The sequence below is a fragment of the Flavobacterium sp. LK-23 genome, from assembly GCF_058135255.1.
The window spans coordinates 179796-205117 of record NZ_JBYUVT010000007.1; the positions used below are offsets into that span (position 1 = coordinate 179796).

Annotated in this window: 21 protein-coding genes, 1 tRNA gene and 1 pseudogene; 12 read left to right on the plus strand and 11 right to left on the minus strand. The window is 33.5% G+C overall.

The window, feature by feature from the left end; genetic code table 11:
• Positions 1-193 precede the first annotated feature (193 nt).
• Positions 194-267, minus strand: a tRNA-Arg gene (locus AC3Y25_RS13095).
• A 114-nt stretch (positions 268-381) separates the two neighbouring features.
• On the opposite strand from AC3Y25_RS13095, the pseudogene AC3Y25_RS13100 reads away from it, so the two are divergent.
• Positions 382-893 (plus strand): annotated as a pseudogene (locus AC3Y25_RS13100) (adenine phosphoribosyltransferase).
• A 248-nt stretch (positions 894-1141) separates the two neighbouring features.
• On the opposite strand, the gene pheT reads toward AC3Y25_RS13100, so the two are convergent.
• Positions 1142-3562 carry a phenylalanine--tRNA ligase subunit beta gene (gene pheT, locus AC3Y25_RS13105; RefSeq protein ID WP_489903044.1) on the minus strand — a complete coding sequence of 807 codons (2421 nt, stop codon included), beginning with the start codon at positions 3560-3562 and terminating at the stop codon, positions 1142-1144.
• Between the two features lie 274 nt (positions 3563-3836).
• Here pheT and AC3Y25_RS13110 point away from each other — a divergent pair, with 274 nt between their 5' ends.
• The 3 genes from AC3Y25_RS13110 to AC3Y25_RS13120 all read left to right on the plus strand — a co-directional run bounded on the left by AC3Y25_RS13110 (position 3837) and on the right by AC3Y25_RS13120 (position 6881).
• Complete coding sequence (locus AC3Y25_RS13110) at positions 3837-5342, plus strand: aldehyde dehydrogenase family protein (protein ID WP_489903045.1); 1506 nt, start codon at positions 3837-3839, stop codon at positions 5340-5342.
• Between the two features lie 62 nt (positions 5343-5404).
• On the plus strand, positions 5405-6439 hold the full coding sequence (adhP, locus tag AC3Y25_RS13115) for an alcohol dehydrogenase AdhP (RefSeq protein WP_489903046.1): 1035 nt from the start codon (positions 5405-5407) through the stop codon (positions 6437-6439).
• A 67-nt stretch (positions 6440-6506) separates the two neighbouring features.
• Entirely contained in the window at positions 6507-6881 is a 375-nt protein-coding gene (locus AC3Y25_RS13120; protein ID WP_091497581.1) for a DUF779 domain-containing protein, read from the plus strand.
• Between the two features lie 72 nt (positions 6882-6953).
• Here AC3Y25_RS13120 and AC3Y25_RS13125 read toward each other — a convergent pair whose 3' ends face one another.
• The 5 genes from AC3Y25_RS13125 to AC3Y25_RS13145 all read right to left on the minus strand — a co-directional run bounded on the left by AC3Y25_RS13125 (position 6954) and on the right by AC3Y25_RS13145 (position 14619).
• A complete protein-coding gene (locus tag AC3Y25_RS13125; protein WP_250836054.1) occupies positions 6954-7877 on the minus strand; it encodes an AraC family transcriptional regulator in 924 nt (307 codons plus the stop codon).
• Positions 7878-7948: 71 nt separating this feature from the next.
• Positions 7949-8812, minus strand: a complete 864-nt coding sequence (locus AC3Y25_RS13130; protein ID WP_489903047.1) for a bestrophin family protein — start codon at positions 8810-8812, stop codon at positions 7949-7951.
• Positions 8813-9024: 212 nt separating this feature from the next.
• Positions 9025-10335 carry a TolC family protein gene (locus AC3Y25_RS13135; RefSeq protein WP_489903048.1) on the minus strand — a complete coding sequence of 437 codons (1311 nt, stop codon included), beginning with the start codon at positions 10333-10335 and terminating at the stop codon, positions 9025-9027.
• Between the two features lie 37 nt (positions 10336-10372).
• Positions 10373-13471, minus strand: a complete 3099-nt coding sequence (locus AC3Y25_RS13140) for an efflux RND transporter permease subunit (RefSeq protein WP_489903049.1) — start codon at positions 13469-13471, stop codon at positions 10373-10375.
• An 89-nt stretch (positions 13472-13560) separates the two neighbouring features.
• The gene (locus AC3Y25_RS13145) at positions 13561-14619 is read right to left on the minus strand and encodes an efflux RND transporter periplasmic adaptor subunit (RefSeq protein ID WP_489903050.1); all 1059 of its coding nucleotides are present in this window, start codon (positions 14617-14619) and stop codon (positions 13561-13563) included.
• Positions 14620-15094: 475 nt separating this feature from the next.
• Between AC3Y25_RS13145 and AC3Y25_RS13150 the strand changes: the two genes are divergently transcribed.
• From AC3Y25_RS13150 to AC3Y25_RS13165, 4 genes are all read left to right on the plus strand, one after another.
• Positions 15095-15694 carry a peroxiredoxin family protein gene (locus AC3Y25_RS13150; protein WP_320493604.1) on the plus strand — a complete coding sequence of 200 codons (600 nt, stop codon included), beginning with the start codon at positions 15095-15097 and terminating at the stop codon, positions 15692-15694.
• Between the two features lie 28 nt (positions 15695-15722).
• Positions 15723-16577 (plus strand): histidine kinase, encoded by an 855-nt coding sequence (locus AC3Y25_RS13155; protein ID WP_095929242.1) that lies wholly within the window; start codon positions 15723-15725, stop codon positions 16575-16577.
• A gap of 67 nt (positions 16578-16644) precedes the next feature.
• Positions 16645-16989 (plus strand): hypothetical protein, encoded by a 345-nt coding sequence (locus AC3Y25_RS13160; RefSeq protein ID WP_250836060.1) that lies wholly within the window; start codon positions 16645-16647, stop codon positions 16987-16989.
• Between the two features lie 57 nt (positions 16990-17046).
• Positions 17047-17649, plus strand: coding sequence for a PAS domain-containing protein (locus AC3Y25_RS13165; protein ID WP_489903051.1), 603 nt, complete (start codon positions 17047-17049; stop codon positions 17647-17649).
• A 323-nt stretch (positions 17650-17972) separates the two neighbouring features.
• Here the strand turns inward: AC3Y25_RS13165 and recG are convergent, their stop codons facing one another.
• Entirely contained in the window at positions 17973-20081 is a 2109-nt protein-coding gene (gene recG / locus AC3Y25_RS13170) for an ATP-dependent DNA helicase RecG (protein WP_489903052.1), read from the minus strand.
• Between the two features lie 242 nt (positions 20082-20323).
• Here recG and AC3Y25_RS13175 point away from each other — a divergent pair, with 242 nt between their 5' ends.
• The 4 genes from AC3Y25_RS13175 (at position 20324) to AC3Y25_RS13190 (ending at position 23625) form a co-directional block, all read left to right on the plus strand.
• A complete protein-coding gene (locus AC3Y25_RS13175; protein ID WP_489903053.1) occupies positions 20324-20749 on the plus strand; it encodes a hypothetical protein in 426 nt (141 codons plus the stop codon).
• 130 nt (positions 20750-20879) lie between these two features.
• Entirely contained in the window at positions 20880-22655 is a 1776-nt protein-coding gene (locus AC3Y25_RS13180) for a hypothetical protein (protein WP_489903054.1), read from the plus strand.
• A gap of 29 nt (positions 22656-22684) precedes the next feature.
• Complete coding sequence (locus AC3Y25_RS13185; protein WP_489903055.1) at positions 22685-23224, plus strand: DUF1697 domain-containing protein; 540 nt, start codon at positions 22685-22687, stop codon at positions 23222-23224.
• Positions 23224-23625, plus strand: a complete 402-nt coding sequence (locus tag AC3Y25_RS13190) for a hypothetical protein (RefSeq protein WP_482501455.1) — start codon at positions 23224-23226, stop codon at positions 23623-23625. The genes AC3Y25_RS13185 and AC3Y25_RS13190 overlap by 1 nt, the downstream gene beginning before the upstream one ends.
• Before the next feature lie 2 nt (positions 23626-23627).
• Here the strand turns inward: AC3Y25_RS13190 and AC3Y25_RS13195 are convergent, their stop codons facing one another.
• From AC3Y25_RS13195 to AC3Y25_RS13205, 3 genes are read right to left on the minus strand one after another with little or no spacing between them, the layout of a single operon-like run.
• Entirely contained in the window at positions 23628-24131 is a 504-nt protein-coding gene (locus tag AC3Y25_RS13195) for a hypothetical protein (RefSeq protein ID WP_489903056.1), read from the minus strand.
• Position 24132: 1 nt separating this feature from the next.
• A complete protein-coding gene (locus AC3Y25_RS13200; protein ID WP_489903057.1) occupies positions 24133-24513 on the minus strand; it encodes a peptidase associated/transthyretin-like domain-containing protein in 381 nt (126 codons plus the stop codon).
• A complete protein-coding gene (locus tag AC3Y25_RS13205; RefSeq protein WP_489903069.1) occupies positions 24514-25251 on the minus strand; it encodes a Dph6-related ATP pyrophosphatase in 738 nt (245 codons plus the stop codon).
• Between the last annotated feature and the right edge of the window lie 71 nt (positions 25252-25322).

Genomic DNA, 25322 nt, shown 5'->3' on the forward strand with positions numbered 1-25322 from the left:
TTAACGGGATTTCGAACCATCGTTCAGCTTTGATTAAATCTCTAATAGCGACACTTTAAGACTGTTTATTTCAAACAGACTAAGAATTTCTTGTGGAAAAGTCGAATCACAAATACTAGGCTGTAAAGTATTCAAAAATTTACATATTTGTGTATAAAAAAAGAGACAACTATTAATTAGTTGTCTCTTTTAGTGACCTCGACTGGATTCAAACCAGTAACCTTCTGAGCCGTAATCAGATGCGCTATTCAGTTGCGCCACGAGGCCTTTTTGTTATCAATTAGCTATTTTTTTGTAGCTTTGTTGATTGCTTATTGCGGGTGCAAAGATAGACATAAATGTGAGATATACAAGAGAAAAATAACAGAAAAATAAAAAAAAATGCAGATTAAAAATTATATACGTGATATTCAGGGTTTTCCAAAAGAAGGAATTTTATTTAAAGATATAACACCTTTACTAAATGACCCTGAAGCACGAACAAATTGCTTAAAAATTTTGGTAGATTCTTAAATGATCAAAAAATAGATAAGGTTGTTGGTGCTGAATCTCGTGGTTTTTTCTTCGGAATGCTACTTGCGCAAGAATTAAATGCAGGATTTGTTCCCGTAAGAAAACCAAAAAAGCTTCCGTTTGATACCATTTCTGCTTCTTATGAATTAGAATATGGTTCTGATAGTTTAGAAATGCATACAGATGCTATTAAAAAAGGAGATAGAGTTTTAATTCACGACGATGTTTTAGCAACTGGCGGAACTGCAAAAGCAGTTTGCGAATTGGTAGAGAAATTAGGTGGCGAAATTGTACAATGCAACTTCTTAATGGAGCTGACTTTTCTCAACGGAAGAGAAAAAATAAAAGAGTATTCCGTTTTTGCTGCGCTAACATACTAACAGAAACGAAAAAAAAATCTAGTGCAGTAAAGGTTTGAGTCTGATTTCGCCTTTTATTACGCATTTAAGGCTAGAAAATTGTAAAATCATGATTCAGATTTAAAAAGAAGATAAAAGCCAAACAAAGCACCCTGTTTGGCTTGACACAATTTTAAACGCGCTAAAACTTGAAACTTGAAACCTGAAATAAAATAAAAAACCCGACAATTCATTTTGTCGGGTTTTTTACTTTTGAAGTAAGAAAGAAATTATCTTAAACTTGCACCAAGTTCAGTTTCGAAAGTCTGCTGTAATTTAGACATGATTTTGTCGATTTGAGCATCGGTTAATGTTTTAGTATTGTCTTGAATAGTAAAACTCAAAGCATATGATTTTTTTCCTTCTGGTAGTTTGTTTCCTTGATAAACATCAAATAGATTAATGTCTTTTAAAAGCGCTTTTTCTGTTTGTTTTGCCAGGTTGAAAATGCTTTCATAAGTCGTTTTTTCATCGATTAATAAAGCCAAATCTCTACGAACTTCTGGATATTTAGGAATTTCAGTATACTTAATTTTTCCTGTAATGATTTTTAAAACCAAATCCCAGTTAAAATCTGCGTAATAAACATCTTGTTTAATACCGAAATGCTTCAAAATGGGTTTTTTAACAATACCCATTTCAACCAAAATATCGTTGTTGTAAGTAATTGCTGTTCCTTCAGAATAAATATCAGATTGAACAGGAGCGTTACCTATTTTTTCAATTCCTAAACGAGATAGAATTGCTTTTACATATCCTTTCAACAAGAAGAAATCTGTTGTTTTCTGCGGATTTGTCCAACTTTCTTTGTTTCTGTTTCCAGAAATCAATAAAGAAAGGTGTTTATGCTCTTCGTAACCGTTTAAATACTTATGATATGTTTTTCCGAATTCAAATAATTTTAAATCTGAATTTTTTCTATTAATGTTATATGAAACGGCTTCCAATCCAGAAAATAATAAAGACTGGCGAAGTGTAGCTAAATCACTACTCAACGGATTCAACATCGATACATTATGCTCTTCTTTTAATGAAGCTGATAATTTCGCGTAAGCTGCAGTCGTCAATGAATTAGCCATCATTTCATGGAAACCTTGCGAATTCAGCTGAGAAGCTATTACGTTTTGTACTTTGTAATCTTCTGTTCTTGGCGAATTTGCTACTGTAGCATTAAATTTCTTAGAGAAGTTAATGTTATTATAACCGTAAACTCTCAAAATTTCTTCGATTACATCAATTTCGCGCTGAACGTCTACACGATATGCAGGAATCGTTAAACCTAAACCAGTATCAGAAACGCTATTTACTTTAATGTCTAAAGAAACTAAGATTTTTTTGATCGTGTCTTTTGGAATTTCTTGTCCGATAATTTTAGATACATGGCTAAAATTCAACAAAACAGAGAAATCTTCAACCTTTTTAGGATAAACTTCTACAACATCAGAAGTGATTTTTCCACCCGCAACTTCTTGAATTAGAAGCGCTGCACGTTTTAAAGCATATTCTGTAATCGTTGGATCAATTCCTCTTTCAAATCTAAAAGAAGCATCTGTGCTTAATTGGTGTCTTTTTGCTGTTTTACGAATGCTTACAGGATCAAAATAAGCACTTTCTAAGAATATAGAAGTAGTTCCTTCAGAAACTCCAGATTTTTTTCCTCCGAAAACCCCAGCAATACAAAGTGGACCTTTTTCGTCACAAATCATTAAATCTTCTTTATGAAGCGTTCTTTCAACATCATCAAGAGTAACAAATTTAGTTCCTTCTGCAACTGTCTTTACAATAATTTTTCCGTTGATTTTGGCAGCGTCAAAAGCATGTAAAGGTTGTCCTAATTCATGTAGAACATAATTAGTAACGTCAACAATATTATTTTTTGGAGTTAGACCAATAGCTTTTAAACGGTCTTGTAACCAGCTTGGAGATTCGTGTACAGAAATTCCAGAAATAGTTACACCGCAATATCTTGGAGCTAAATGGTTATCCTCAACATTCACGTCAATTTTAAGCGTACGCATATCAACTCTAAAATTGCTTACAGAAGGCGTAATCAATTCTACGTTTACACCACGTTGTAGCATTCCTGCTCTTAAATCACGAGCAGTTCCATAATGGCTCATTGCATCGGCACGATTTGGTGTTAATCCGATTTCGAAAACTTCATCATTTGCAATTTGAAAAACTTCAGAAGCAGGAGTTCCTGGAACCAAATCTTCGGCCAAAACCATAATTCCGTCATGGCTATTTCCTAAACCTAATTCGTCTTCAGCACAGATCATTCCGTGGCTTTCCTGTCCGCGAATTTTTCCTTTTTTAATAGTAAACTCTGCACCATCTTTATCGTATAAAACGGTTCCAATTGTTGCAACAGGCACTTTTTGTCCTGCAGCCACATTTGCAGCGCCGCAAACAATTTGTACAGGAGCTTCTAAACCTACATCAACTGTAGTAACTTTCAATCTATCAGCATCAGGATGTTTTTCGCAAGTTAGAACGTGTCCAACAACAACGCCTGCTAAACCTCCTTTAATTGATTCGTATTTTTCAACAACTTCAACTTCTAAACCTAAATCTGTTAGTAATTCAGAAGTCTGCTCAGATGTCCAATCAGTTTTAATAAATTGTTTTAACCAGTTGTAAGATATTTTCATTGTAGTTCTTTAATTCTTTGTATGAGGTTACAAATATAAGGATTGCGCGTTGGAGTAAGAAAAAATTGAGTAGTTTTTTCTATTTGTTTTTAAATGACCGAAAAATGCTGTCTACTAATTATTTAGTAATTTATGGATTAAAATTTTGCCAAATGATTATTATAAAAGTCTAAAAAAAACGAATGTGTAATTTTTGTGCTACAAGATGAATGAAAAGTGCTATTCTGTTTCTTTTTATGAAACTAAATTTGGAGTAAATCAAAAAAAGAAAATTATGAGTACCGCAGTAAAAAGACCTGAATTTAAGGCAAAATACGATAACTATATTGGTGGAAAGTTTGTAGCCCCAATTAAAGGAGAATACTTTGATGTTGTTTCTCCAATTGATGGAAAAGTATTTACAAAAGCAGCACATTCTGGGAAAGAAGATCTAGAATTGGCTGTAGATACTGCTTATGAAGCATTTAAAACTTGGGGAAAAACTTCGGTAACCGAAAGGAGTATTTTGTTAAACAATATTGCACAAAAAATTGAAGATAATTTAGAATATATTGCAGCAGTTGAAACGGTAGACAACGGAAAACCAATTCGTGAAACACTTGCTGCCGATATTCCATTGGCCATTGACCACTTTAGATATTTTGCAGGCGTAATTCGTGCAGAAGAAAGTTCGATAGCAGAATTGGATTCGCAAACTGTTTCTATTGCATTAAGCGAACCTCTTGGTGTTGTGGCGCAGATTATTCCGTGGAATTTCCCGATTTTAATGGCAGTTTGGAAAATTGCTCCAGCTCTCGCAGCAGGAAACACAATTGTTTTAAAACCAGCAGAAAGCACGCCAATTTCGATTATAGTTTTAATGGAATTAATTGGAGATATTCTTCCTACAGGAGTTTTAAACATAGTAAACGGTTTTGGTGCCGAATTAGGCCGTCCGTTGGTAACCAATAAAAAAGTGTCAAAAGCAGCATTTACGGGTTCTACTACAACAGGACGTTTGGTAATGCAGTACGCTACAGAAAACATTATTCCGGTTACTTTAGAATTGGGTGGAAAATCTCCAAATATTTTCTTCCCGTCAGTAGCAGATCACGACGATGATTTCTTTGATAAAGCCGTAGAAGGTGCTGTATTATTTGCTTTAAATCAAGGTGAAATCTGTACTTGTCCTTCTAGATTATTAATTCACGAAGATATTTACGACAAGTTCATCAAAAAAGTAATCGAAAGAACTGAAGCCATTATAGCTGGAAATCCGTTGGATAAATCGACTATGATTGGGGCTCAGACTTCGATTGTTCAGAAGGAAAAAATCATGTCTTACATTAAATTAGGAAAAGAAGAAGGAGCAGAGGTTTTAACTGGAGGGGATGAAAATAAATTAGGAGGCGAATTAGAAGGCGGTTATTACATCAAGCCAACTTTGTTTAAAGGTCACAATAAAATGAGAATCTTTCAAGAAGAGATTTTCGGGCCTGTTCTGGCGGTTACGACTTTTAAAACTACAGAAGAAGCGATTGAAATTGCAAATGATACAATGTACGGTTTAGGTGCAGGAGTTTGGACTCGTGATGCGCATGAAATTTATCAGGTTCCAAGAGCAATTCAGTCCGGTCGTGTATGGATAAATCAATACCATTCTTATCCTGCTGGTGCTCCGTTTGGCGGTTACAAACAATCTGGAATTGGTCGCGAAAACCATAAAATGATGTTGAGCCAATATCGTCAAACCAAAAACATGCTGATTTCTTATGACAAAAAGAAATTAGGATTCTTCTAAAGAATATAAACTTGAGAATAGAAAGCTAAAAAAGTTTTCTATTCTCTTAAAACCATAGAATTATGCTTCCAAAAACAATGAAAGCTGCGGTCGTTCGAGAATTCGGTTCTCTTTTAAGAATAGAAGAAGTCGAAGTAAAACGCCCTGGTAGAAATGAAATTCTTGTAAAAGTAATTGCAAGTGGAGTTTGTCACACTGATTTACATGCTGTAGAAGGCGATTGGCCAGTAAAACCGAAAATGCCTTTAATTCCTGGACACGAAGCCGTTGGCTATGTTGCTGCAGTAGGTCAGGATGTCAAAAATGTAAAAGAAGGAGATGCTGTTGGTGTGCCTTGGCTTTACAGTGCTTGCGGTGGCTGTGACCATTGCATTACAGGCTGGGAAACCTTATGCGAAAGCCAGCAGAATGGCGGTTACAGTGTAGATGGCGGATTTGCAGAATTTGTAATTGCAGATGCCAGATATATTGGAATTTTGCCTTCTAATGTGAATTTTATAGAAATGGCTCCCATCTTATGCGCAGGAGTTACGGTTTACAAAGGATTGAAAGAAACTGAGGTGAAACCTGGAGAATGGGTTGCAATTTCAGGAATTGGAGGTTTAGGACACGTTGCAGTGCAATATGCAAAAGCTATGGGAATGAATGTTGCAGCAATTGATATTGGAGATGATAAATTGGAATTGGCAAAAAAATTAGGTGCCGATTTGGTGGTTAACGCTAAAAATCAAAATCCTGGAGAATTCTTAAAGAAAGAAGTCGGTGGTATGCATGGGGCATTGGTTACCGCAGTTTCTCCAATTGCTTTCAAACAAGGGCTTGAAACATTGAGAAGAAAAGGTACAATGGCATTAAACGGACTTCCTCCAGGCAATTTTGATTTGTCTATTTTCGATACTGTTTTAAATAGAATTACGATAAGAGGTTCTATTGTTGGAACTAGAAAAGATATGAAAGAAGCTATTGAATTTGCTGTTGATGGCAAAGTCAAAGCAACCGTAACGCCTACAAAATTGGAAGATATTAATAATGTATTTGACAAAATGAAAAAAGGCGAAATAGAAGGAAGGGTTGTGCTCGATATAGCACAGTCTTAAATAGTTGGTTATGTTAAAGCAGTAAGTTCTTAATTGAATTTACTGCTTTTTTTAATACTTAAAAGTTATGATTAAACGAATTGATGCCACAGAAAAAGCAGTTGAACTGATAAATATTCTAAAAGAAAAACACGGTGATTTGATGTTTTACCAAGCTGGCGGATGCTGCGAAGGGACACAGCCACAGTGTTTTGAAAAAGGAGGCTATTATCAGCGAACTGGAGATGTTTGTATTGGTACAGTAGAAGATGTTGAATTTTGGGTAGATAAAGATTTATTTGAATATTGGAAACACGCACATTTTACCTTAACTGTAATTGATGCATTTGGAGTAGGGGGTTTTTCGCTAGAAACTCCATTAAAAAAGACTTTTCAAATAGAATATAGAATTTTTACTCCCGAAGAAGAGAAGGATTTGGAACCGGTTTTTAGGATTGAATAGTTTTTTTTGTTTTAAGTTTCAAGTTTCAAGTTGAAAAACTTAGAATCTCAGAATCTTAGCATCTTAGCATCTCTAATTGATATATAGTAACTGATACTGTTTTGGTGTAATTCCTTCATATTTTTTGAATAATCTAATGAAGTAATTCGCATCTTCAAACCCTGCTAAATAACAAACTTCGTTAATTTGAAGCGTTGGGTTTCTTAATAGGTTTTTAGCGCATTTTATTTTTTCATTTAAAATATATTCAATCGGACTCATTCCGAGTTCGCGTTTAAAGAAACGATAGAAAGAAGTGGTGCTCATACAAGCTTTTTCGCTCAGCGATTTCAAATTGATATTCTCTTTTAAATTTTGCTTAATATACTCAGTAACTTCTTTAATCGGATTGTTATCTTCAAAAGGTTTTCCTTCGTCAAGAGATTTTACGGTCTGAGTTTGAATAATCCTAATTAGTAATTCTTTTAAAGTCAAATCGGCAAAAATGTCTTTGGTAATCGAAGTACTCATACATTCTTTGATGAGTTTGTTTATGGTAGCAGCCATTTCGATATTATTGTAAAAGAAATAATTCTGGTAATTGAGTTGCCAGTACATATTACTGCCTTCTTTTGGGTATTGCTCATTTAAGAAATTTAAAATCTCGGCAATTTTATCCTGATCGATGGCCAATGCTAAACATTGCGTCGGATTGTTTTTTGAAGCTTCAGGAAAATCAATTTTCATTTCTACATTCGAAGGAACAATCACCGTTTCGCCAGGAAGATATACAAATTCAGGGTCATCAAAAAGATGCATGATTTTTTTACCGCGAAGCATGCTGGTCACCACCAAATCATTAAATTTTAATGGAACTTTTTGAGTCGATTCGTAGGTTTCAAATAGATTTAATTCACAATGATTCAAATTGTAAATAGTTCTATTTTCTACAAGAGTTTTTAATGATTTTTCTTGCGATAATTGGAGCGGATTGACTAAGAATCGTTGATTGTTCATTAAATTTATTTTTTGGTGAAGACTTTAAATTTAATGAAAATAAGAATATAAACTGCAGATTTAACGTTTAATTATATCAATTCTTCCACATGTTTTCTGATGTTTTCCGATATTTTTTTTGTTGGAAGGTCGTTCTCATCATTTCCAAACGGATCTTCAATTTCTTCAGCAATAAGTTCTAAACTTGCTAAAACATAAAAAATAAAAACAACAACAGGAGCAACTAGATAACCTAAACTAACAGAATATCCAAACGGAAGCGTCATAGTATAAAAGAAGATGAATTTCTTTATAAAAGCACTGTAAGAGTAGGGAATAGGAGTGTTTTTAATACGTTCGCATGCTCCGCAAATGTCTGTGAAAGCAACTAATTCTTCATTTATAGTAATGAGTTGTTCTCCAGATATTTTTTTAGCATCATACAAATCATTGATTTTATGGTACATGATTCTCTTTAATTGATTCGGCTTGTGTTTATGCTGATCAATCTCAAGTTCAACATCTTCAAACAGCATTTTGCCAGTATCTTCATCTTTTAAATGATGATGAAGTATATCTGCGTACATGGGAATGTATTTTCTAAAAAACTTTCTATCATTTTCATCTTTTAAAATTGCGGATAGTTTTATAGCAAGATTACGACTGTTATTTACAAGTCCGCCCCAAAGTTTTCGGCCTTCCCACCATCTGTCATAAGCGGTATTGGTTCTAAAAACAAGCAAAAGTGAGATTACAAATCCAAGCATTCCGTGCATGATTGGAATGTTGTGGATATAATCGTTTTTGGTTACTTTAAAATAATGAAGTTCAAGATAGCAGACAGCTGTGGCATAAACTCCAATTGCAATCATAATTGTAAACAGTTTTCGAACTGTATCTGACTTATGAAAATGAAAAATAAAAGTAAACCAATCTTTGGTATTGTATGTAATCATTGAAACTTGTTTTGTAACAAATTTAAAGTAAAAAAATATTCTGTTGGAAGTAAATTATAAAAATATTCAGCACCAAGAACAAACAGAATGTTTTCTTAAAAACGTTATGTAACTTTTGCTGAAATTTAAAAAAAAATCTGCTAAATCTGCGAGCTATTTTCTCTCGCAGATTTAGCAGATTGGGCAGATAATATTTGATTTTTAAAAGTGAATTAAAAATTAATATTTCCCGCTAATTCTTTTAAAGCAATTTCAGATAATTTTGCTTCGTATTGCGCGTTGCTGTAACGCACTTTTGCATTAACGTAATTGAGCTGGGCAGTTCTAAAATCTAGCGTTGTAATAGTTCCGATTTTAAATTTGTCCAAAGTAATTTCTAAATTCTGCCTTGCGATTGCTTCGTTATCTTCTTCTAAATCAATTAATTCTAAATTGGTTAAATAGGTTTGGAAAGCAGTGCTCAACTGTGTGTTTAAAGTTATGTTCTGCTGTTCTATAGCAAGCTGTGAATTTTCGATCTGTAATTTGGCAACTTTTTCATTACGATGCTGATTGAAACCGTCGAATATATTCATAGAAGCATTAAAACCATAATTTAAACCTTTAGAAGATGTTTCACTAGTAAATCCTAAACTAGACTGGCTTTCAGAAAAATTGTATCCCGTAGTTAACCTCAAAGTAGGGTAGCGGTCTGCTTTTACTTGTTTAAGTTGTAATTCGGCTATACGTTTGTTTATAATTTCAGCTTCTAAACCTGGATTTTGCTTTTGAGCCAATTCCATTAAATCAGCCAAAACCAATTTATTATCAACTGTAACTTTATCAGTCACTTTAAAGTCAATTTTAGGATCGCGCGCTAAATGCTGATTCAGCAAAATTTTACCATTAGCATACGCTTCTTTTTGTCTCAATAAAGCAACCTGATCTGAGTTTAAATCCACCTGTGCATTTAATACTTCCAGTTTTGAAGCTTTTCCTATGCTAAAGCGGTTTTTAGCTAAAGTCAAACGTTGGTTCGAAATTACGATTGTAGTGTCTAATGCAGACAATTGCTGTTGCATTTGAACTAAATCATAATAAGCCGAATTTACCTGAGCAATTTTGACTAAAATAGTTCTTTTAAGTTCTGCATCGCCCAGTTTTTGAAGCTCTTTTAGCTGGTCTAGTTTGGCAAACATTTTCATTCCGTCAAAAACGGTCCAGCCTAAGCTCACGCCATAATTTAAACTATTGTTTTTAGCATTGTTCAATGTAGTTGATGTACCATCTTGACGTACTTGTGTTGAATTCGTAAGATTATTATTGTCTGTAATATTTGCGGTTGCAGTCGGCAACATTCCTGCATTACCAATTGTTACATTTGTTTCGGTTATTTTGGAATTATTTTTAGCAATTTTAATCTCAAAATTATTTTCCAAAGCTATGGTCATAGCTTGTTCAATAGTAAGAACTTCCTGTGCCTTTGTCTGAATTGCACAAAAAAGCAGGATAAGTACTGTACAGTATATTTTTTTGATATTCATATTCGTTTTCTTTAACCAGAAAGTATATTTCTGGTTTTTATTTAATGCTTTCTCTTTCGTATTCGTCAATATGATCAAACTCAGGATAATGTTTTCTGGCTTTAGACCACATTAAATAAATGGCAGGAATTACAAAAAGCGTTAAAGCCAATGAGAAAATAGTTCCTCCCACAATTACAACTCCCATACCAATTCTACTTGTAGACGCGGCTCCAAGAGACATTGCAATTGGAAGCGCTCCCAATGCAATAGCCAAACTCGTCATTAAAATTGGACGTAAACGTGCTTCTGAAGCTTCTAAAATAGCCTCTAATTTAGGTTTGCCTTGTTCTCGCAACTGATTGGCAAATTCTACAATCAAAATACCGTTTTTGGTTACCAGACCAATCAACATTACCGTACCAATCTGGCTAAAAATATTCCATGTTTGATTGAAGAGCCATAATGAAAATAAAGCCCCTGCAACCGCCATTGGAACCGTCAAAATGATAATGAATGGATCAATGAAACTTTCAAATTGTGCCGCAAGAATCAAGAAGATTAACAATAAAGCCAATCCGAAAGCGAAAGAAGTATTAGAGCTACTTTCTACGAAATCTCGTGATTCTCCAGCTAAATCTGTAGTGAAGCTTTCATCTAAAACTTTTGCTTTAATACGATCCATTTCTTGAATTCCGTCTCCCATACTTTTTCCTGGCGCTAAACCAGCAGAAACTGTTGCAGACATGTATCTGTTATTATGATACAATTGCGGCGGATTACTTTGTTCGTATACGTTTACAACGTTATCCATCTGAATCAATTCGCCATTTTTGTTTTTCACAAACATAGAAGTCAAATCCAAAGGTTTCGATCTGTCTTTTTGGTCAAATTGTCCAATTACTTGATATTGTTTTCCGTTTTTAATAAAATAGCCAAAACGCTGTCCACTTAAAGAAAGCTGCAAAGTCTGTGCAATGTCAAGGATGGAAATTCCTAAACTTTCTGCTTTTGCACGGTCAATGGTAACGTTGATTTCAGGCTTGTTAAATTTTAAGTTTACATCTGTTGTCGAAAATACATCGCTTTTACCTACTTCATTCATAAAAACAGGGATTTTTTCTCTCAACTTATCAAAGTTTGGAGCCTGAATAATATATTGTATTGGTAAACCGCCACGTCTGTTAACGGCAATTGTAGGCTGTTGAATTACTGCTATTTTAGCATCAGGATATCTTTTTGTCCATTTGCTTAATTTGTCTGCAATTTCTTTTTGAGATCTGGTTCTTTCGTCTGGTTCTTTTAATGACAGTCTCACAAAACCTGAGTTAGTTGCAGAACCTCCAGATCCTCCAGCAGTAATTACTAAACTAACTTTTTTTTCAGGGATTGAATCGTCAACAAGTTTTGAAATTTCTTGCATAAAACGATAAGTATAATCATAAGAAGAGCCTTCTGGCGTGGTCATACGCATGGTAACAGAACTTCTGTCATCATAAGGTGCTGTTTCTTTTGGAAGAATCGTAAAGAATAAATAAATAATTCCAAAACAAGCAATTAAAATAGGAAAGCTGATCCATTTTTTGTCCATGAATTTTGTCAGTGATTCAGCATAACTGCTGTTCATTTTTTCAAAAAATGGCTCAGTTTTAATATAGAATTTTGATTTCTTTTGTTCGCCGCCTTTCATTAAATAGGCATTTAACATTGGTGTTAAAGTCAAGGAGACAAAGGCTGAAATCAATACTGCAGCTCCAATTACAACTCCAAATTCTCTAAAGAGTCGGCCAACAAAACCTTCTAAGAAAATTACTGGCAAAAATACCGCTGCTAAAGTGACAGAAATGGATATAACAGCGTAAAAGATTTCATTAGAACCTTTAATAGCTGCTTCGATAGGAGACATTCCTTCTTCGACCTTTTTGAAAATATTTTCAGTTACAACAATTCCGTCATCCACAACAAGTCCTGTTGCAAGCACAATAGCAAGAAGTGTTAATACATTTATTGAGAAACCAAAAAGCCACATAATGAAGAATGTAGCAATTAACGATACAGGGATGTCAATTAATGGCCTGAAAGCAATTGCCCAGTCTCTAAAAAATAAATAAATAATGATAATTACCAGAACGATTGATATTCCTAAAGTTTCGGCAACCTCCAATACAGATTTCTTTACAAATTGCGTGTTATCAAGCGCAATATTAAGTTTAATGTCTTTAGGTAAATCTTTTTTTAAGGCTTCAAATTTTTTGTAAAATTCAGCTGAAATATCCAGGTAATTCGCTCCTGGCATTGGAACAATAGCCATTCCAATCATTGGGAGCCCGGAAGACATCAAGGAAGTCTCTATATTCTCTGGACCTAATTCGGCACCGCCTACATCACTAAGCCTTACGATTTTATCGCCATCTGTGCGAATGATAATATTGTTGAATTCTTCTGGTTTAGAAAGATTTCCAACTGTTTTTACAGTTAATTCGGTATTGTTTCCTGTTAATTTACCAGATGGCAGTTCGACGTTCTGAGCATTTAATGCGTTTCTCACATCGGCAACTGTACACTTATAAGCATTTAGTTTTACAGGATCTATCCATAGACGCATTGCATAGCGTTTTTGCCCCCAAATTTGCACGCCACTTACGCCTGGAATAGTTTCCAAACGCTGAGAAATAACATTTTCGGCATAATCGCTTAATTCTAAAGAGCTTCTGCTGTCACTTTGAACCGTCATCGAAATAATAGATTCGCTATCTGCATCGGCTTTAGAAACAACTGGTGGGGCATCTATATCTTGTGGAAGATTTCTAATGGCTTGCGAGACCTTGTCTCGAACATCATTAGCCGCTTCCTCTAAATCCTTATCTAAATTAAACTCGATTGTAATTGTACTGCTTCCTTGGTTGCTGGATGAAGTAATATTTCGAATTCCATCAATCGCATTTACGGCTTTTTCTAGAGGCTCTGTAATTTGCGATTCAATAATATCAGAATTGGCACCAGTGTAATTGGTACGAATGGAAACCTGCGCAGGATCAATAGATGGAAACTCTCTGACTCCTAGAAACGTATAACCAATAAAACCGAATAGTATAATTAACAGATTCAGTACTATTGTTAAGACAGGTCTTTTTATACTTGTAGTTGATAAACTCATGTTTGATTTTAGATTGTAGAGTTCGGATTTTAGATTTTTGATTAGTAAGATTTACTTTTAACTCATAACCCAAAACTCATAACTCATAATTATTTTACTTTAACTTTGATAGGAGCTTCGTTTTTTAATGACATAACGCCGCTTGTAATTAAAGTGTCTCCAGGTTTTAATCCTGCTAAAATTAAAATTGAAGAATCTGTTCTTGTTGTTGCATCAACCATTACTTCTTTTGCTTGCCCGTTGTTGGCAACAAATACTTTTTTACCGTCTTGAATTGGAATAATTGCTTGAGAAGGAACAACTATTGCGTCTTTGATAATATTTAAAGGCAATTTGATGTCGGCAAAAGTCCCAGGAAAAAGTTTTCCGTCATTATTATCAGCAAGCGCACGAATCTGAAGTGTACGTGTAGCAACAGCAACTTCTGGTTCGATAGCATAGATTTTTGCATTATACGTTTTGTCAGATCCAGAAACTCTAAAATCGATTACAGATCCAGATTTTACTTCGGCAGCATATTTTTCTGGAATAGAAAAAGTAATTTTTAATTTACTGGTATTTACCAATTTTGCGACTAAAACAGTTGGTGTGATATAAGTTCCCGGAGAAATATTACGTAAACCAATTTTTCCTGAAAAAGGAGCTCTAACCGAGGTTTTAGAAATTTGCGCTCTAATTAATTGGCTTTGAGCTTGAGCAGAAGCAAGATCTGCTTTTGCGACATCTGCTTCTTCTTGACTTATGGCTTCTTTTTGCAGTAATAATTTTGCTCTTCTTGCGTTTTCAGCAGCCAAATCTTCTCTAGTTAGAGCTTGTCTTAGCTGTGCTTTTAATTCGATATCATTTACTTTAAGAAGCACTTGTCCTTTTGTTACATTGCTGCCTTCGTTAAAAAATATTCCTTCAACAATTCCTGAAACCTCACTATGAATTTCTACTTGTTCGTTTGCTTCAATAGATCCTGATAATGCTAAATTATTGTCAAAAGTAGCCGTCTTTATTACAATTCCATTAACAGTTGTTGGAGCTTTTTTATCATTGAAATTTTTAGATTCATCGTTTTTACCCTTGTTCGAAATAATTCTGTAGGTGATAAAGCCACCAATTGCAACAATTAAAAGGGTGTAAATGAGGTGTTTTAGTTTCATAAAAATGAGGTGAGTATAGAATTTAGGTTTTTGTTTTTAGTAAGCTTACAAATTTAACTTTTTGGTGCGAAATCGAAAGCTGTTAGCGTTTATTTAACATTTGTAGGTACAAAGGTTTGCATTTAGACTACAAGCAGGCAAAAAGGTTTAATTTAAGTTTAATTTTTTTGAAGAAAGTAGAGACGCTTAGGGTAAAATTACGTTCTAAGACTTAGATAAGCGCTTATCGTTTCTAGTATAGAAGATTTTTTTTGCAATTTGTCTGATTTTTTTTGCACTTTATCGATTTTATTTGTAACATTGATATGTTAAACAAAATTAAAGATTTTAACACGAATGCTGACGGTTATGTTTGATTTTTTTGTTAAAATACGTATGTAGAAGTTGTTTTTTTGGTTTTTGATTATATATAATGAATAATTATATTAACAAGTGTTTATTGTTTGTTGTTGAATGATATTAAAAAAAATAATTTATGAAGAAAAAATTACTTCTAAGCTTATGGTTTACATTTTTGCTTCTTTCAATTGGTTATCTGTTTTGGCAGAATGAGTTCCAATACAGTCTTCCAACACCTATTCCCAAAAATTATCATGCGATTGCAATGGGTTCAAAAATAGAACTTGGTCCGTGCTGTGCATTTGACAACAAACCTATATTTATCCATTTTTATAATCCCGAATGTCCCTGTTCGCGGTTTAATGTCCCACATGTTAGCGACTTAATTAAAAAATACGGAGATCAGGTCAATTTTAAAATTGTAGTGTTAAACAAACAGAAGAGTTTTACGATTGATGAAATTCAGGAAAAGTTTGGCGCTGAGATCCCTGTATATTTTGATGAAGCAATAGCCAAAAAATGTGGTGTTTTCTCTACTCCGCAGGCAGTTTTACTAGATCAGTCACATAATTTATATTATAGAGGGAATTACAATAAAACAAGATATTGTACAGATACCAAAAGCAATTATGCTCAAATGGCGATTGATTCTCTTCTCAACCAAAAAGAGAAACCTTCTTTTAATGCTTTAGCTCTTAAAGCATATGGATGTTCGTTACCAAAATGTACTAAATAACTTTTTCCAAAAACCTAAATCTAAACCTATGAAAACAAAAGCTAGCTTAAACGAACAAGATTATCTGCATAGTTTTATGTCTACAATGACGCAAAAATCAGATACCATTATTAATTATGTACTTGCAGTATATTTTCTTCTTGGTATCGGACTTTCTTTTAAATATGATACTTTCGAAATTGGTGTTGGCGTTGGGACATTGAATCTTTTGCTTTATTATTCGGCAAAATTTTTCATGAAAAATTCCAAATTTTACCAATACGTTTTATCTGTCGTTCTGGCTATTTTTATGGCGCAGTACATTTATCAGATGCATGGAATGTTCGAAATGCATTTTACAGTATTCATTGCCAGTACCATTTTGATTATTTATCAGAATTGGAAACTTCAAATTCCGCTTACTTTATTGGTTGTTCTCCATCATGCTGGATTGGCGTACCTGCAAAACTATATTTATAATGATGCCAACGGCCTTCAGGTGTATTTTTCGCAAGTAAATTTTGATCTTGAAACGTTGATTATTCATACCGTTTTGGCCGCAGTGGTTTTCTTTATGAATGGCTATTGGGCATATTATTTTAAAGAACATAGCGAAAATCATATCTCTAAAATTTCAGACGAATATGAGTTGGAAAACATGAAATTGGCTTCGGCAAAATACAGCTCAATGTCAGCTACAAAAGATTATAATGATTTTATTCATAGAACAACTTTAGACTTAAAACTGCCCGTAAATTCAGTTTTAAAATTAATTGATGTTTCAAAAGGACATACAGACAACGATAAACTGCTTAGTTATCTTGAAATGATGAGAGAAAGCGCCAAAAAAATTGATGATTTAGTCAATGATATTCATGTAAAATCAACAACCAATAGAAACTAGTTTTTTAAAACTAGAATTATAATCAAGTCCCAAAGAAAACAATATTAATATTTTTTAAACCCGTTGTATGTTTAAGCATGATTTACCCACTGCAGTGCCTACGCTGCATAGTCTTAAAAGAATAATTGAAGATTTTTTGAATGAAAGCATAACATTAGATTCGATTGAAAAAATAGGGATTCAATCTGATTTTGAAATAGAGGTAAAGGAGATTTTTAAAAATTACCGAACGAGTTCGCATGTTTACGATCTTGATTTTCAATATAAAAAGCTAATTCAGATTATGAATGATATTAGACAGCTTAATCTAGCTGTTAATAATGAAATTCCAGAATGGCTTGAAAATGAATTGGAAACAGTTTTTCGTAAAATCAGAAACATTCTACTTGTCTTAGAAATCGAGTCAAATTAAGGTTTAAGGATTCATTTTATACGAATTGAATTGTAAATTAATTTAAATGTAAGAGTTATGGATACCAGATTACACCGTCCAACACCTTCGGATAGAGAAGTGGACTGGAATAAGAATAAAGTATTGCTTAGTAAAACTGATAAAAAAGGAACCATTTTATATGCCAATGAAGACTTTATAGATGTTTCTGGTTATGATGAATTTGAGCTTGTTGGCCAGCCTCATAATATTGTACGTCATCCCGATATGCCAAAAGTAATTTTTAAATTCTTGTGGGATAGTATAAAATCTAGTGAAAACATTCATGTCATTATAAAAAACATGGCCAAAACAGGTCGTTATTACTGGGTTGTAACCGATTTTAAAATTGTGGCAGATACAGATGGTGAAATTGTTGGCTTCTTCTGCACTCGAAAATCGGTTCCAAACGATATTATTGTAAAATTTATTGAACCCTTGTACAAGAAACTTTTGCAGATTGAAGAAACCAGTGGTATGCACGCTTCTGAGGAGTATCTTGTAGGTTTTCTAGAAGAGAGAAAGAAAACGTACATGGAATATATCGACCACATGATTGCAACCGGAAAGGATGATAAAAATAAAATAAGCAAAGGTTTGTTTAGCGGTCTTTTTGAAAAGAAAAACGAGGCAAAAAAATAACAACTGATTATATACTTCATTGTGTCTGATAAAAATATTCACCCCTTAAATTTGTCCCCCAGCAAAACTAAATCACATGAATGAAAATAAAGGATGCAATGGAGTTTTTTTTAAAGTTGCTAAGGTTCTGAGATGCTAAGCCTCTAAGTTTCTAAGTTACTAAGATGCTGAGTTTTGAAGTCCAAAGATTTTAAGTTTAAAATCTTTGGACTTTTTTAATGTTGAATATAAGAGCTAGAATATAAACCTTAATAAATTAGTATCTTAGAATCTCAGCATCTCAGAATCTTAGAGTCTTAGAATCTTAGCAACTTAGAAGCTTTCTAACTTATATAATTCCAAATATTCTTTTTCTTGGTTAATTCTATAAAGATGTTTCTTAGAACAGCATGTTCTGGTTTTTGAAGAGCAGAATCTTCTTTTAAGATTTTCATGGCATAATTTCTTGCCAGAGATAAAATATCTCTATCTTTTACAATATCAGCAATTTGCAGGTTCAAAACACCGCTTTGTTGTGTTCCCATTAAATCACCAGGACCACGAAGTTTTAAATCAACTTCGGCAATTTCAAAACCATCGTTGGTTTGCACCATGGTTTCCATTCTAGTTTTGCTGTCAGAGCTTAATTTGTGACCAGTCATTAAAATGCAATAACTCTGTTCGGCACCACGCCCCACACGCCCGCGGAGCTGATGCAATTGAGAAAGCCCAAATCGTTCTGCGCTTTCTATGATCATTACACTCGCATTTGGCACGTTTACACCAACCTCAATTACAGTTGTTGCCACCATGATATTGGTTTTTCCTTCAGAGAAACGCTTCATTTCAGAATCTTTATCAGCTGGCTTCATTTTTCCGTGAAGAATAGAGATCGAATATTGCGGAAGCGGGAAATCGCGAGATATACTCTCGTAACCGTCCATTAAATCCTTATAATCCATTTTTTCAGACTCCTGAATAAGCGGGTAAACAATATAAATTTGTCTTCCTTTTGCAATTTCATCACGAAGAAATTTCCAGACTTTTAATCTATTCGTATCATAACGATGTACGGTCTGAATTGGTTTTCTTCCAGGAGGTAATTCATCAATAACCGAAATATCCAAATCGCCATATAAACTCATTGCCAGCGTTCTCGGAATAGGAGTAGCGGTCATGACTAAAACGTGTGGCGGAATATTGTTTTTCTTCCACAATTTAGATCTTTGCTCTACGCCAAAACGATGCTGTTCATCAATTACAGCTAAGCCTAAATTCTGAAATTGCACTTTATCTTCCAATAAAGCATGAGTTCCAATCAGAATTTTAAGTTCTCCGCTTTCTAGTTCTTCATGAATAATTTTTCTTTCAGCAGTTTTAGTAGAACCTGTTAAAATTCGAATATTGATATTTAGGGTTTTAGCAAATTCAGATAAGCCCAAAAAATGCTGATTGGCCAAGATTTCTGTTGGTGCCATCAAACAAGCTTGAAAACCGTTATCAATTGCCAAAAGCATACTCATAAAAGCCACAATCGTTTTTCCAGAACCCACGTCACCTTGAAGCAAACGATTCATTTGAGCATTACTGCCCATATCTGTCCTAATTTCTTTGATAACTCTTTTTTGAGCATTCGTTAAATTAAAAGGCAAATGATTTTTATAAAATTCATTAAAAAGTTCTCCCACTTTGTCAAATGGATGTCCTTTTATTTTATGTTTTCGAATGAGATTCTTTGTAATTAATTGCAGCTGAATAAAGAACAATTCTTCAAATTTTAGTCGGAATTGCGCTTTCGCTAAAATCTCGGCGCTCTTTGGAAAATGAATGTTGAATAATGCGGCGCGTTTCGGAATCAGTTTTAATTCTTCAATTAAAAACGGCGGAAAAGTTTCTGTAAACAATGCCTGTGTTTCCAAGAAAAGCTGTTCCATCAACTTATTAATGGTACGGTTGGAAATTCCTTTATTAGCCAAAGCTTCTGTCGAAGGATAAACGGGCTGCATAGCCGAACGTAAACTTCTTTCGTGTTCGCTTAATAGCTCAATTTCGGGATGTGCCATACTAAATTGGCTTCCGTACAGCGAACATTTTCCAAAAATGACCAAAGTTTCGTTAATTTTTAAGCTTTCACGAATCCATTTATGGCCTTGAAACCAATTTAAATCAATTTGCCCAGTATCGTCAACAAAAGTTGCTACGAGACGCTTTTTGTTTTTGGCAAATTCAACGGTTTTAATATTGATTATTTTTCCAATAATTTGGACTTCAGAACCCGTATTCTGCAATTCATTAATCTTGTAATAACGTGTTCTGTCAATATATCGATTCGGAAAAAGATTGACTAAATCTCCATATTTATGAATGCCCAATTCCTTACGAAGCAGCTGGCCACGGCTCGGACCAACACCTTTTAAGTATTCAATTGGAGTTTCTAGAAGATTATTAGACATTCGAAGATTAGATTTTGTAGAGTCAATGAGAAAGAAAAAAGATAAAGCTCTTGTCTTTTTTCTTTCTTCTATTTTCTTTTCTCTTTAAAAAGCGAAGATAGATTTTAATTGGGAATTTTAAAAATGATTTATTGTTTTCAAGTGTTTGAATATTAACTTATCGTTAAGTTGCAATGTTTAAACGCAACTGTTTTTAAGAAAGTAAAATCTTAATAATAATTAACTCATTAAAAACTATAAAAATGAAAAAAATTGGACTTTTGATTGCAATGTTTGTTTCTTTAATTTCTTGTTCTAACGACGATTCAAGCGACAAGGCAGATGCAGTCGTTACAGATTATTACGGGAAGTGGATACAGTATACCGAGGCTAAGTTTTCAAACGACCCTTCTTCAAAACAGTATTCTTATGAATTTAATAAAGACAATACATTTTCAAAAAGGAGAGTTTATGAAAATATCGATGTAACGCTTACAGGAACTTTTGAGATTATAAGCAAAGAAAATCTAACTCGTTTTATATTAACTTATAAAGAGAAAAAGGAGAATTCATTCATTTCAAACTGTACAGGCAGTTTGATAGAAAGTTTTACTCTGGACAAGTCAGGACATCTGCTAGATGATGCTCGCGCATGTGACGGCAGTTTTGTATTTAAGAAAGCAAATTAAAATTGAAATAAGTAAAAGCTGTAAAACTCTGTTGGGAAACTAACAGAGTTTTTTATTTTTATCGTCAGTATAATTTTAATAAAAAAGATTATTAGATTTGTTAAAACATTTAAATTATAAGCCTCAAATTATGATTAAAGAAGAAAAAGTTCCTTTTGAAACTATGGTGTTTTCTGGTATTACATTCAAGGTAATTAACCGACACGAAGCCCACAATATTATCGGAGATCTTACCGATTTCAAGAATCAGAAAATTTATAATGTTTTTGAAGATACTTGGCGTTTTCCTGATTACGAAGAAAATCCGATATTTCTATTGGCAGAAGATGATGTAGAAATGGACTTGTTTGAGATGGATTTTAGTACCAATGAACATCCGGATATTTTCATTTTAGGATTTATTTTCAAAGGAAATCTAACAGTTGCAAAGCTTATCAGTTCTTATGATACGGATAATTCTCCGGCTTTAATTGTTTTAGGAAAGACAACAACAGTCAATATTAATTTGTTCGGAAGCGTTCATTATTTGGGCGGAGGCTTACAGTGCGATACGCTTGCAGGAGAATATAATCACGGAGAACTTTTTGTAAAAGGTGATCTTATAGCTTGGCTGGTTTATACAGATGACATGCTCTTTCATTTTGAACGTTTTACAGATGTCCAGGCGATCATAAGTTCAGGCAGACCCGACGTTTTAATTTGCAGCAATGTGCAAGACACTGACGGATCTATTATAACTGTCGAGAATTATCTGCCTTCAACACACAAACTGTCGGATATTGTAGACGATGCTTTTGTAGAGCTTTCAAGTTATGGCAGCGAAATATTGGGCAATAACTATTTAGATATTTTTAAAGAAGGACTTTCAATCTTAGATTACGATAAAAAAGAGCAGTATTCGTATGCAGATTTCCGTAATCAGTTTATCAATATGGTCGAAGTTTTGTCTGAAAATGAAGAATTGAAAGAAAACGGAAAAATCGTTAGACATATTTCTGGAACCACTTATTTGTTTATTCCTTTTGATTATGAAGGAAAAAAATACAGCCAGATTTCTGAGGAAATTTCAAATGGTTTTAATATCCGAATGCGCGCTTTGTGGTGTCATAAAGATGAAGAAATTATGATTATTCTGGAATATCTTGATGAAAACGGAGATCCAAAATACCAATGGATGAATGACGAAAATGCTCCTGGAATTGAGTTTTTCTGCGTAAAAAATGCTGTCATGAAAACATTTGAAATATTGATGGCTCCAGAAGCTGAAGAAGAAGATGACGAAGATAATGAAACAGAATATGCAGATTATGATAGCAGTTTTTCATTAGAAGAATTTGCAGTTCAATTTGGCAGCTATAAATTACCTGAAGATTTAGTGAAATTATATGAATTCGAGCAAGAACATGGAGTAGAATCTTATTCGGAATGTTTTGGACTTACTATAACTGAAGAGAAAACAGGAATAAAAACATGGTCTGAAGAAGAAGAGTTTTACAATAGCTTTATCGAATTTGCAGGCGCAAACGGATCTGGAAGTTCATATGCGTATTGGCTTATTGACAAAGATTTGAATAATTGCCCGATTGTTGTTTTTGGTGACGAAGGTGGAGTTCACGTTGTGGCAGAAAGCACTCGTAAACTAATTCAGTTGCTGACATTAGACACTGAAATTTCTGTAGACTTTGATTCTGCTTATTTTTATAAAGATGAAGAATATTATGAAGAAAGCGAAAATAAAGAAGAGTTTCAAGAATGGGTTAAAGAACAGTTTGGTTTTGATGCAATAGAATCTAATGAAGAAGCAGACGAAATTGTAGCACAAGCAAAAAGAAAGTACAAGCAAAAGTTCAATGATTTCTTAGTGAAATTTGATATTGAAATCAGTGAAGAAGATGATGACGAATAGTTTTTTATCTTTGACCTAAATTAGAAAAAATGAAAACACATTTAGCGCTTTTACGCGGAATCAACGTTTCTGGGCATAACATGATGAAAATGGAAGCTTTGAAAGCAATGCTGGAAAATATTGGTTTTAAAAATGTTCGAACGTATCTGCAATCTGGAAATGTCTTTGTAGACAGCGAAGAAGAAGCTTCTAAAGTTGGTTTTATGATCAAACAAGAAATATTTAAAGTTTTTGGACACGAAGTTCCTGTTGTGATGATTACCAAAGAAAACTTAGAATCTTGTTTTGCCAATAATCCGTTTTTAAAAGAGAAAGATATTGATATCAAAAAGCTTTATGTGGCTTTTGTTTCAATGAATTTAAAAAAGGAAAGTATAAACGATTTGAAAATCAGTCAGTTTAAACCAGACGAAGCCAGTATTGATGAAAACAGGATTTTTATTAAATATGCCGTTGGTGCTGGAAAAACACGTTTTGATCAAAAATATATCGAGAAAAAATTAAATGTAACAGCAACAATTCGAAACTGGAATACCGTTACGAACTTGCTTAAAATGTATGAAGAATAATGAAAAAGTACTTTTTTATAGTTTTTGTTTTTGCAATGAGTTTAAATGCTGCAGTTTACGCTCAGAACGCCAAAACAGCTCCAGAAGATTTTAATGTCTTTTTTAAGAAATTTAATGAAGATCAGAAATTTCAAATTAGCAGAGTTATTTTCCCTTTAAAGTATAAAATGAATAATGATGATTTTGAATTAGCGGATTATACAATGCCAAAAGAAAATTATAAATCCCTTAATTTGAATAGAAAATCGGATGAGAAATATTTAAAGCGCGCCTTGGTGGTAAAGAAAAATAAAGTCACACTTCAAGAACGAGGACTTGATAGCGGAATTTATATTGATTATATTTTTGAACTAAAAGATAACAAATGGTTCTTGAAAACTTTTGTAGACCAATCTACTTAAGATTAATCGCGAAGCCATTTTTGCATAGCCGGAAAAGGAGATTTATTTTCTTTTTCGGCTTTTTCATTTCCAAGACACAATCCCATCCATTCCAGAAGAGGTAATCCCATATAATTTTCAGATTCGAAGTTAGAAATAAACCAATCCGAATGACCTTTGTAACCGTTTGGATGAAATACAAAATCAGCAGGAAATTGTAAATGATGCAATGCGGCATACGACCATAAAATAGCGGCAATTTCGTCGCCCTGTGTCGGCCAATCTTTAGAAATTTCTGTTGTACCGACCAATTTTCTTTCAGCAGGAATAGTTACGGCAAGATGCCCTGCTTCATGCAAAATATCGCCAGGATATAATAATTTATTGTAATCAATATAAATGCAGTTAGAACCTAAATCCAATCCTGGCAGAAAGGTTTCTCCAAGCTCTTTTTCGATAATATCAATACCGATTTCTTTCAAAAAGAATAGTACTTTTTTTACTTCATCATTTTCTTTTAAAGCCATATTAGTTTGTTTTTAAAATAGTCTTCTTGATGTAAATAGTGTCTGCATTATGAAAAGCTCCTTTTTTCAATCCACCGCCAAAAGGCTGTATAAATTGAATGTTTTGAGATTCGTAACCTTCTTTTTTAATCACTTCATTTACAGCTAAAGTTGGCGCCTCAAAACCTAAAAATGTAAATTGGCGATAGCGCTTTTCTGCCAATGAAAAGTAACCGTTTGATTGGCTTAAAGTCTCTCCAACTGTACAATTTTCTATAGGTTGTTTCGTCTCTGCATCGTAAATATAGCCAGTAATTTGAGGCCTTTTGCATCTGTTAACCAAGCAACTTTGCAAAGAGAAAGAAATAAGAACTAGAAATATAAATTTATAAAAAAACTTCATTTATTTTTTAATTAAATCACAATACCAAAATCCAAAATCAAAAGCAGTTTCATCATTGGTATCGCAAGCTGTGTTTGACGAATCTTTCTTTTCTGGTTTTTCATATTTTCGATAAACAATTTCGCCAATTTCAAAATCAATTGGTTTAGAAAATATTGGCCCGTCGAAAGTAAAAGTATGAAATTCACCGTTTTCACCACAAACATCTACATTTTTAGGTAAGTCATTTATGAAATCCTGATCGATAACTCTACCAACAAAACTTTTGTCTAAATATTTTTCGTTTACACAAACCACAATTGTTTTGAATCCCAATGCAATAAACTCGTGAATTAAATCTTGAGTTGGAATTTTCCAGATAGGGAAAACACCTTTAAAGCCAATTTTTGCCAACTGATTTTCGCGATATTGACGCAAATCTTCCAGAAAAATATCTCCAAAAATAGAATATGTTATTCCGTTTTCTTTTAATTCGGTTAAGACTTCAGTCATTACTTTTTCGTAAACTTCCATAGTTGGCATTTCTGGAACTTCAAGAATTTTTAACGGAATTCCGATGCTTTGCGCTTGTTCCTGCAATAGTTCAACGCGAATTCCGTGCATCGAAATGCGTTGATATTGCTGGTTTACACTTGTCAATAAACATTCTATCTGAAAATCAGTATTTTGAAGTATTTTGTATAAGGCTAGAGCAGAATCTTTACCGCTGCTCCAGTTAAATAAGGCTTTTTGAGGTATAGACACGATTTGCGGTTTTATATGGTAAACTTACAAATTTCATTCTATTTGTAAAGGAAACCTTTTGTAAC

What these genes read in the sequence shown, in the direction of transcription:
- AC3Y25_RS13165 (WP_489903051.1), top strand. Translation starts at nt 17,047, where the DNA reads ATGGATACCAGATTACACCGTCCAACACCTTCGGATAGAGAAGTGGAC.
- AC3Y25_RS13195 (WP_489903056.1), bottom strand. Translation starts at nt 24,131, where the DNA reads ATGGCTTTAAAAGAAAATGATGAAGTAAAAAAAGTACTATTCTTTTTG.
- AC3Y25_RS13130 (WP_489903047.1), bottom strand. Translation starts at nt 8,812, where the DNA reads ATGATTACATACAATACCAAAGATTGGTTTACTTTTATTTTTCATTTT.
- AC3Y25_RS13150 (WP_320493604.1), top strand. Translation starts at nt 15,095, where the DNA reads ATGAAGAAAAAATTACTTCTAAGCTTATGGTTTACATTTTTGCTTCTT.
- AC3Y25_RS13140 (WP_489903049.1), bottom strand. Translation starts at nt 13,471, where the DNA reads ATGAGTTTATCAACTACAAGTATAAAAAGACCTGTCTTAACAATAGTA.
- AC3Y25_RS13155 (WP_095929242.1), top strand. Translation starts at nt 15,723, where the DNA reads ATGAAAACAAAAGCTAGCTTAAACGAACAAGATTATCTGCATAGTTTT.
- AC3Y25_RS13160 (WP_250836060.1), top strand. Translation starts at nt 16,645, where the DNA reads ATGTTTAAGCATGATTTACCCACTGCAGTGCCTACGCTGCATAGTCTT.
- AC3Y25_RS13180 (WP_489903054.1), top strand. Translation starts at nt 20,880, where the DNA reads ATGATTAAAGAAGAAAAAGTTCCTTTTGAAACTATGGTGTTTTCTGGT.
- recG (WP_489903052.1), bottom strand. Translation starts at nt 20,081, where the DNA reads ATGTCTAATAATCTTCTAGAAACTCCAATTGAATACTTAAAAGGTGTT.
- AC3Y25_RS13145 (WP_489903050.1), bottom strand. Translation starts at nt 14,619, where the DNA reads ATGAAACTAAAACACCTCATTTACACCCTTTTAATTGTTGCAATTGGT.
- AC3Y25_RS13200 (WP_489903057.1), bottom strand. Translation starts at nt 24,513, where the DNA reads ATGAAGTTTTTTTATAAATTTATATTTCTAGTTCTTATTTCTTTCTCT.
- AC3Y25_RS13185 (WP_489903055.1), top strand. Translation starts at nt 22,685, where the DNA reads ATGAAAACACATTTAGCGCTTTTACGCGGAATCAACGTTTCTGGGCAT.
- AC3Y25_RS13110 (WP_489903045.1), top strand. Translation starts at nt 3,837, where the DNA reads ATGAGTACCGCAGTAAAAAGACCTGAATTTAAGGCAAAATACGATAAC.
- AC3Y25_RS13120 (WP_091497581.1), top strand. Translation starts at nt 6,507, where the DNA reads ATGATTAAACGAATTGATGCCACAGAAAAAGCAGTTGAACTGATAAAT.
- pheT (WP_489903044.1), bottom strand. Translation starts at nt 3,562, where the DNA reads ATGAAAATATCTTACAACTGGTTAAAACAATTTATTAAAACTGATTGG.
- AC3Y25_RS13125 (WP_250836054.1), bottom strand. Translation starts at nt 7,877, where the DNA reads ATGAACAATCAACGATTCTTAGTCAATCCGCTCCAATTATCGCAAGAA.
- AC3Y25_RS13175 (WP_489903053.1), top strand. Translation starts at nt 20,324, where the DNA reads ATGAAAAAAATTGGACTTTTGATTGCAATGTTTGTTTCTTTAATTTCT.
- adhP (WP_489903046.1), top strand. Translation starts at nt 5,405, where the DNA reads ATGCTTCCAAAAACAATGAAAGCTGCGGTCGTTCGAGAATTCGGTTCT.
- AC3Y25_RS13135 (WP_489903048.1), bottom strand. Translation starts at nt 10,335, where the DNA reads ATGAATATCAAAAAAATATACTGTACAGTACTTATCCTGCTTTTTTGT.
- AC3Y25_RS13190 (WP_482501455.1), top strand. Translation starts at nt 23,224, where the DNA reads ATGAAAAAGTACTTTTTTATAGTTTTTGTTTTTGCAATGAGTTTAAAT.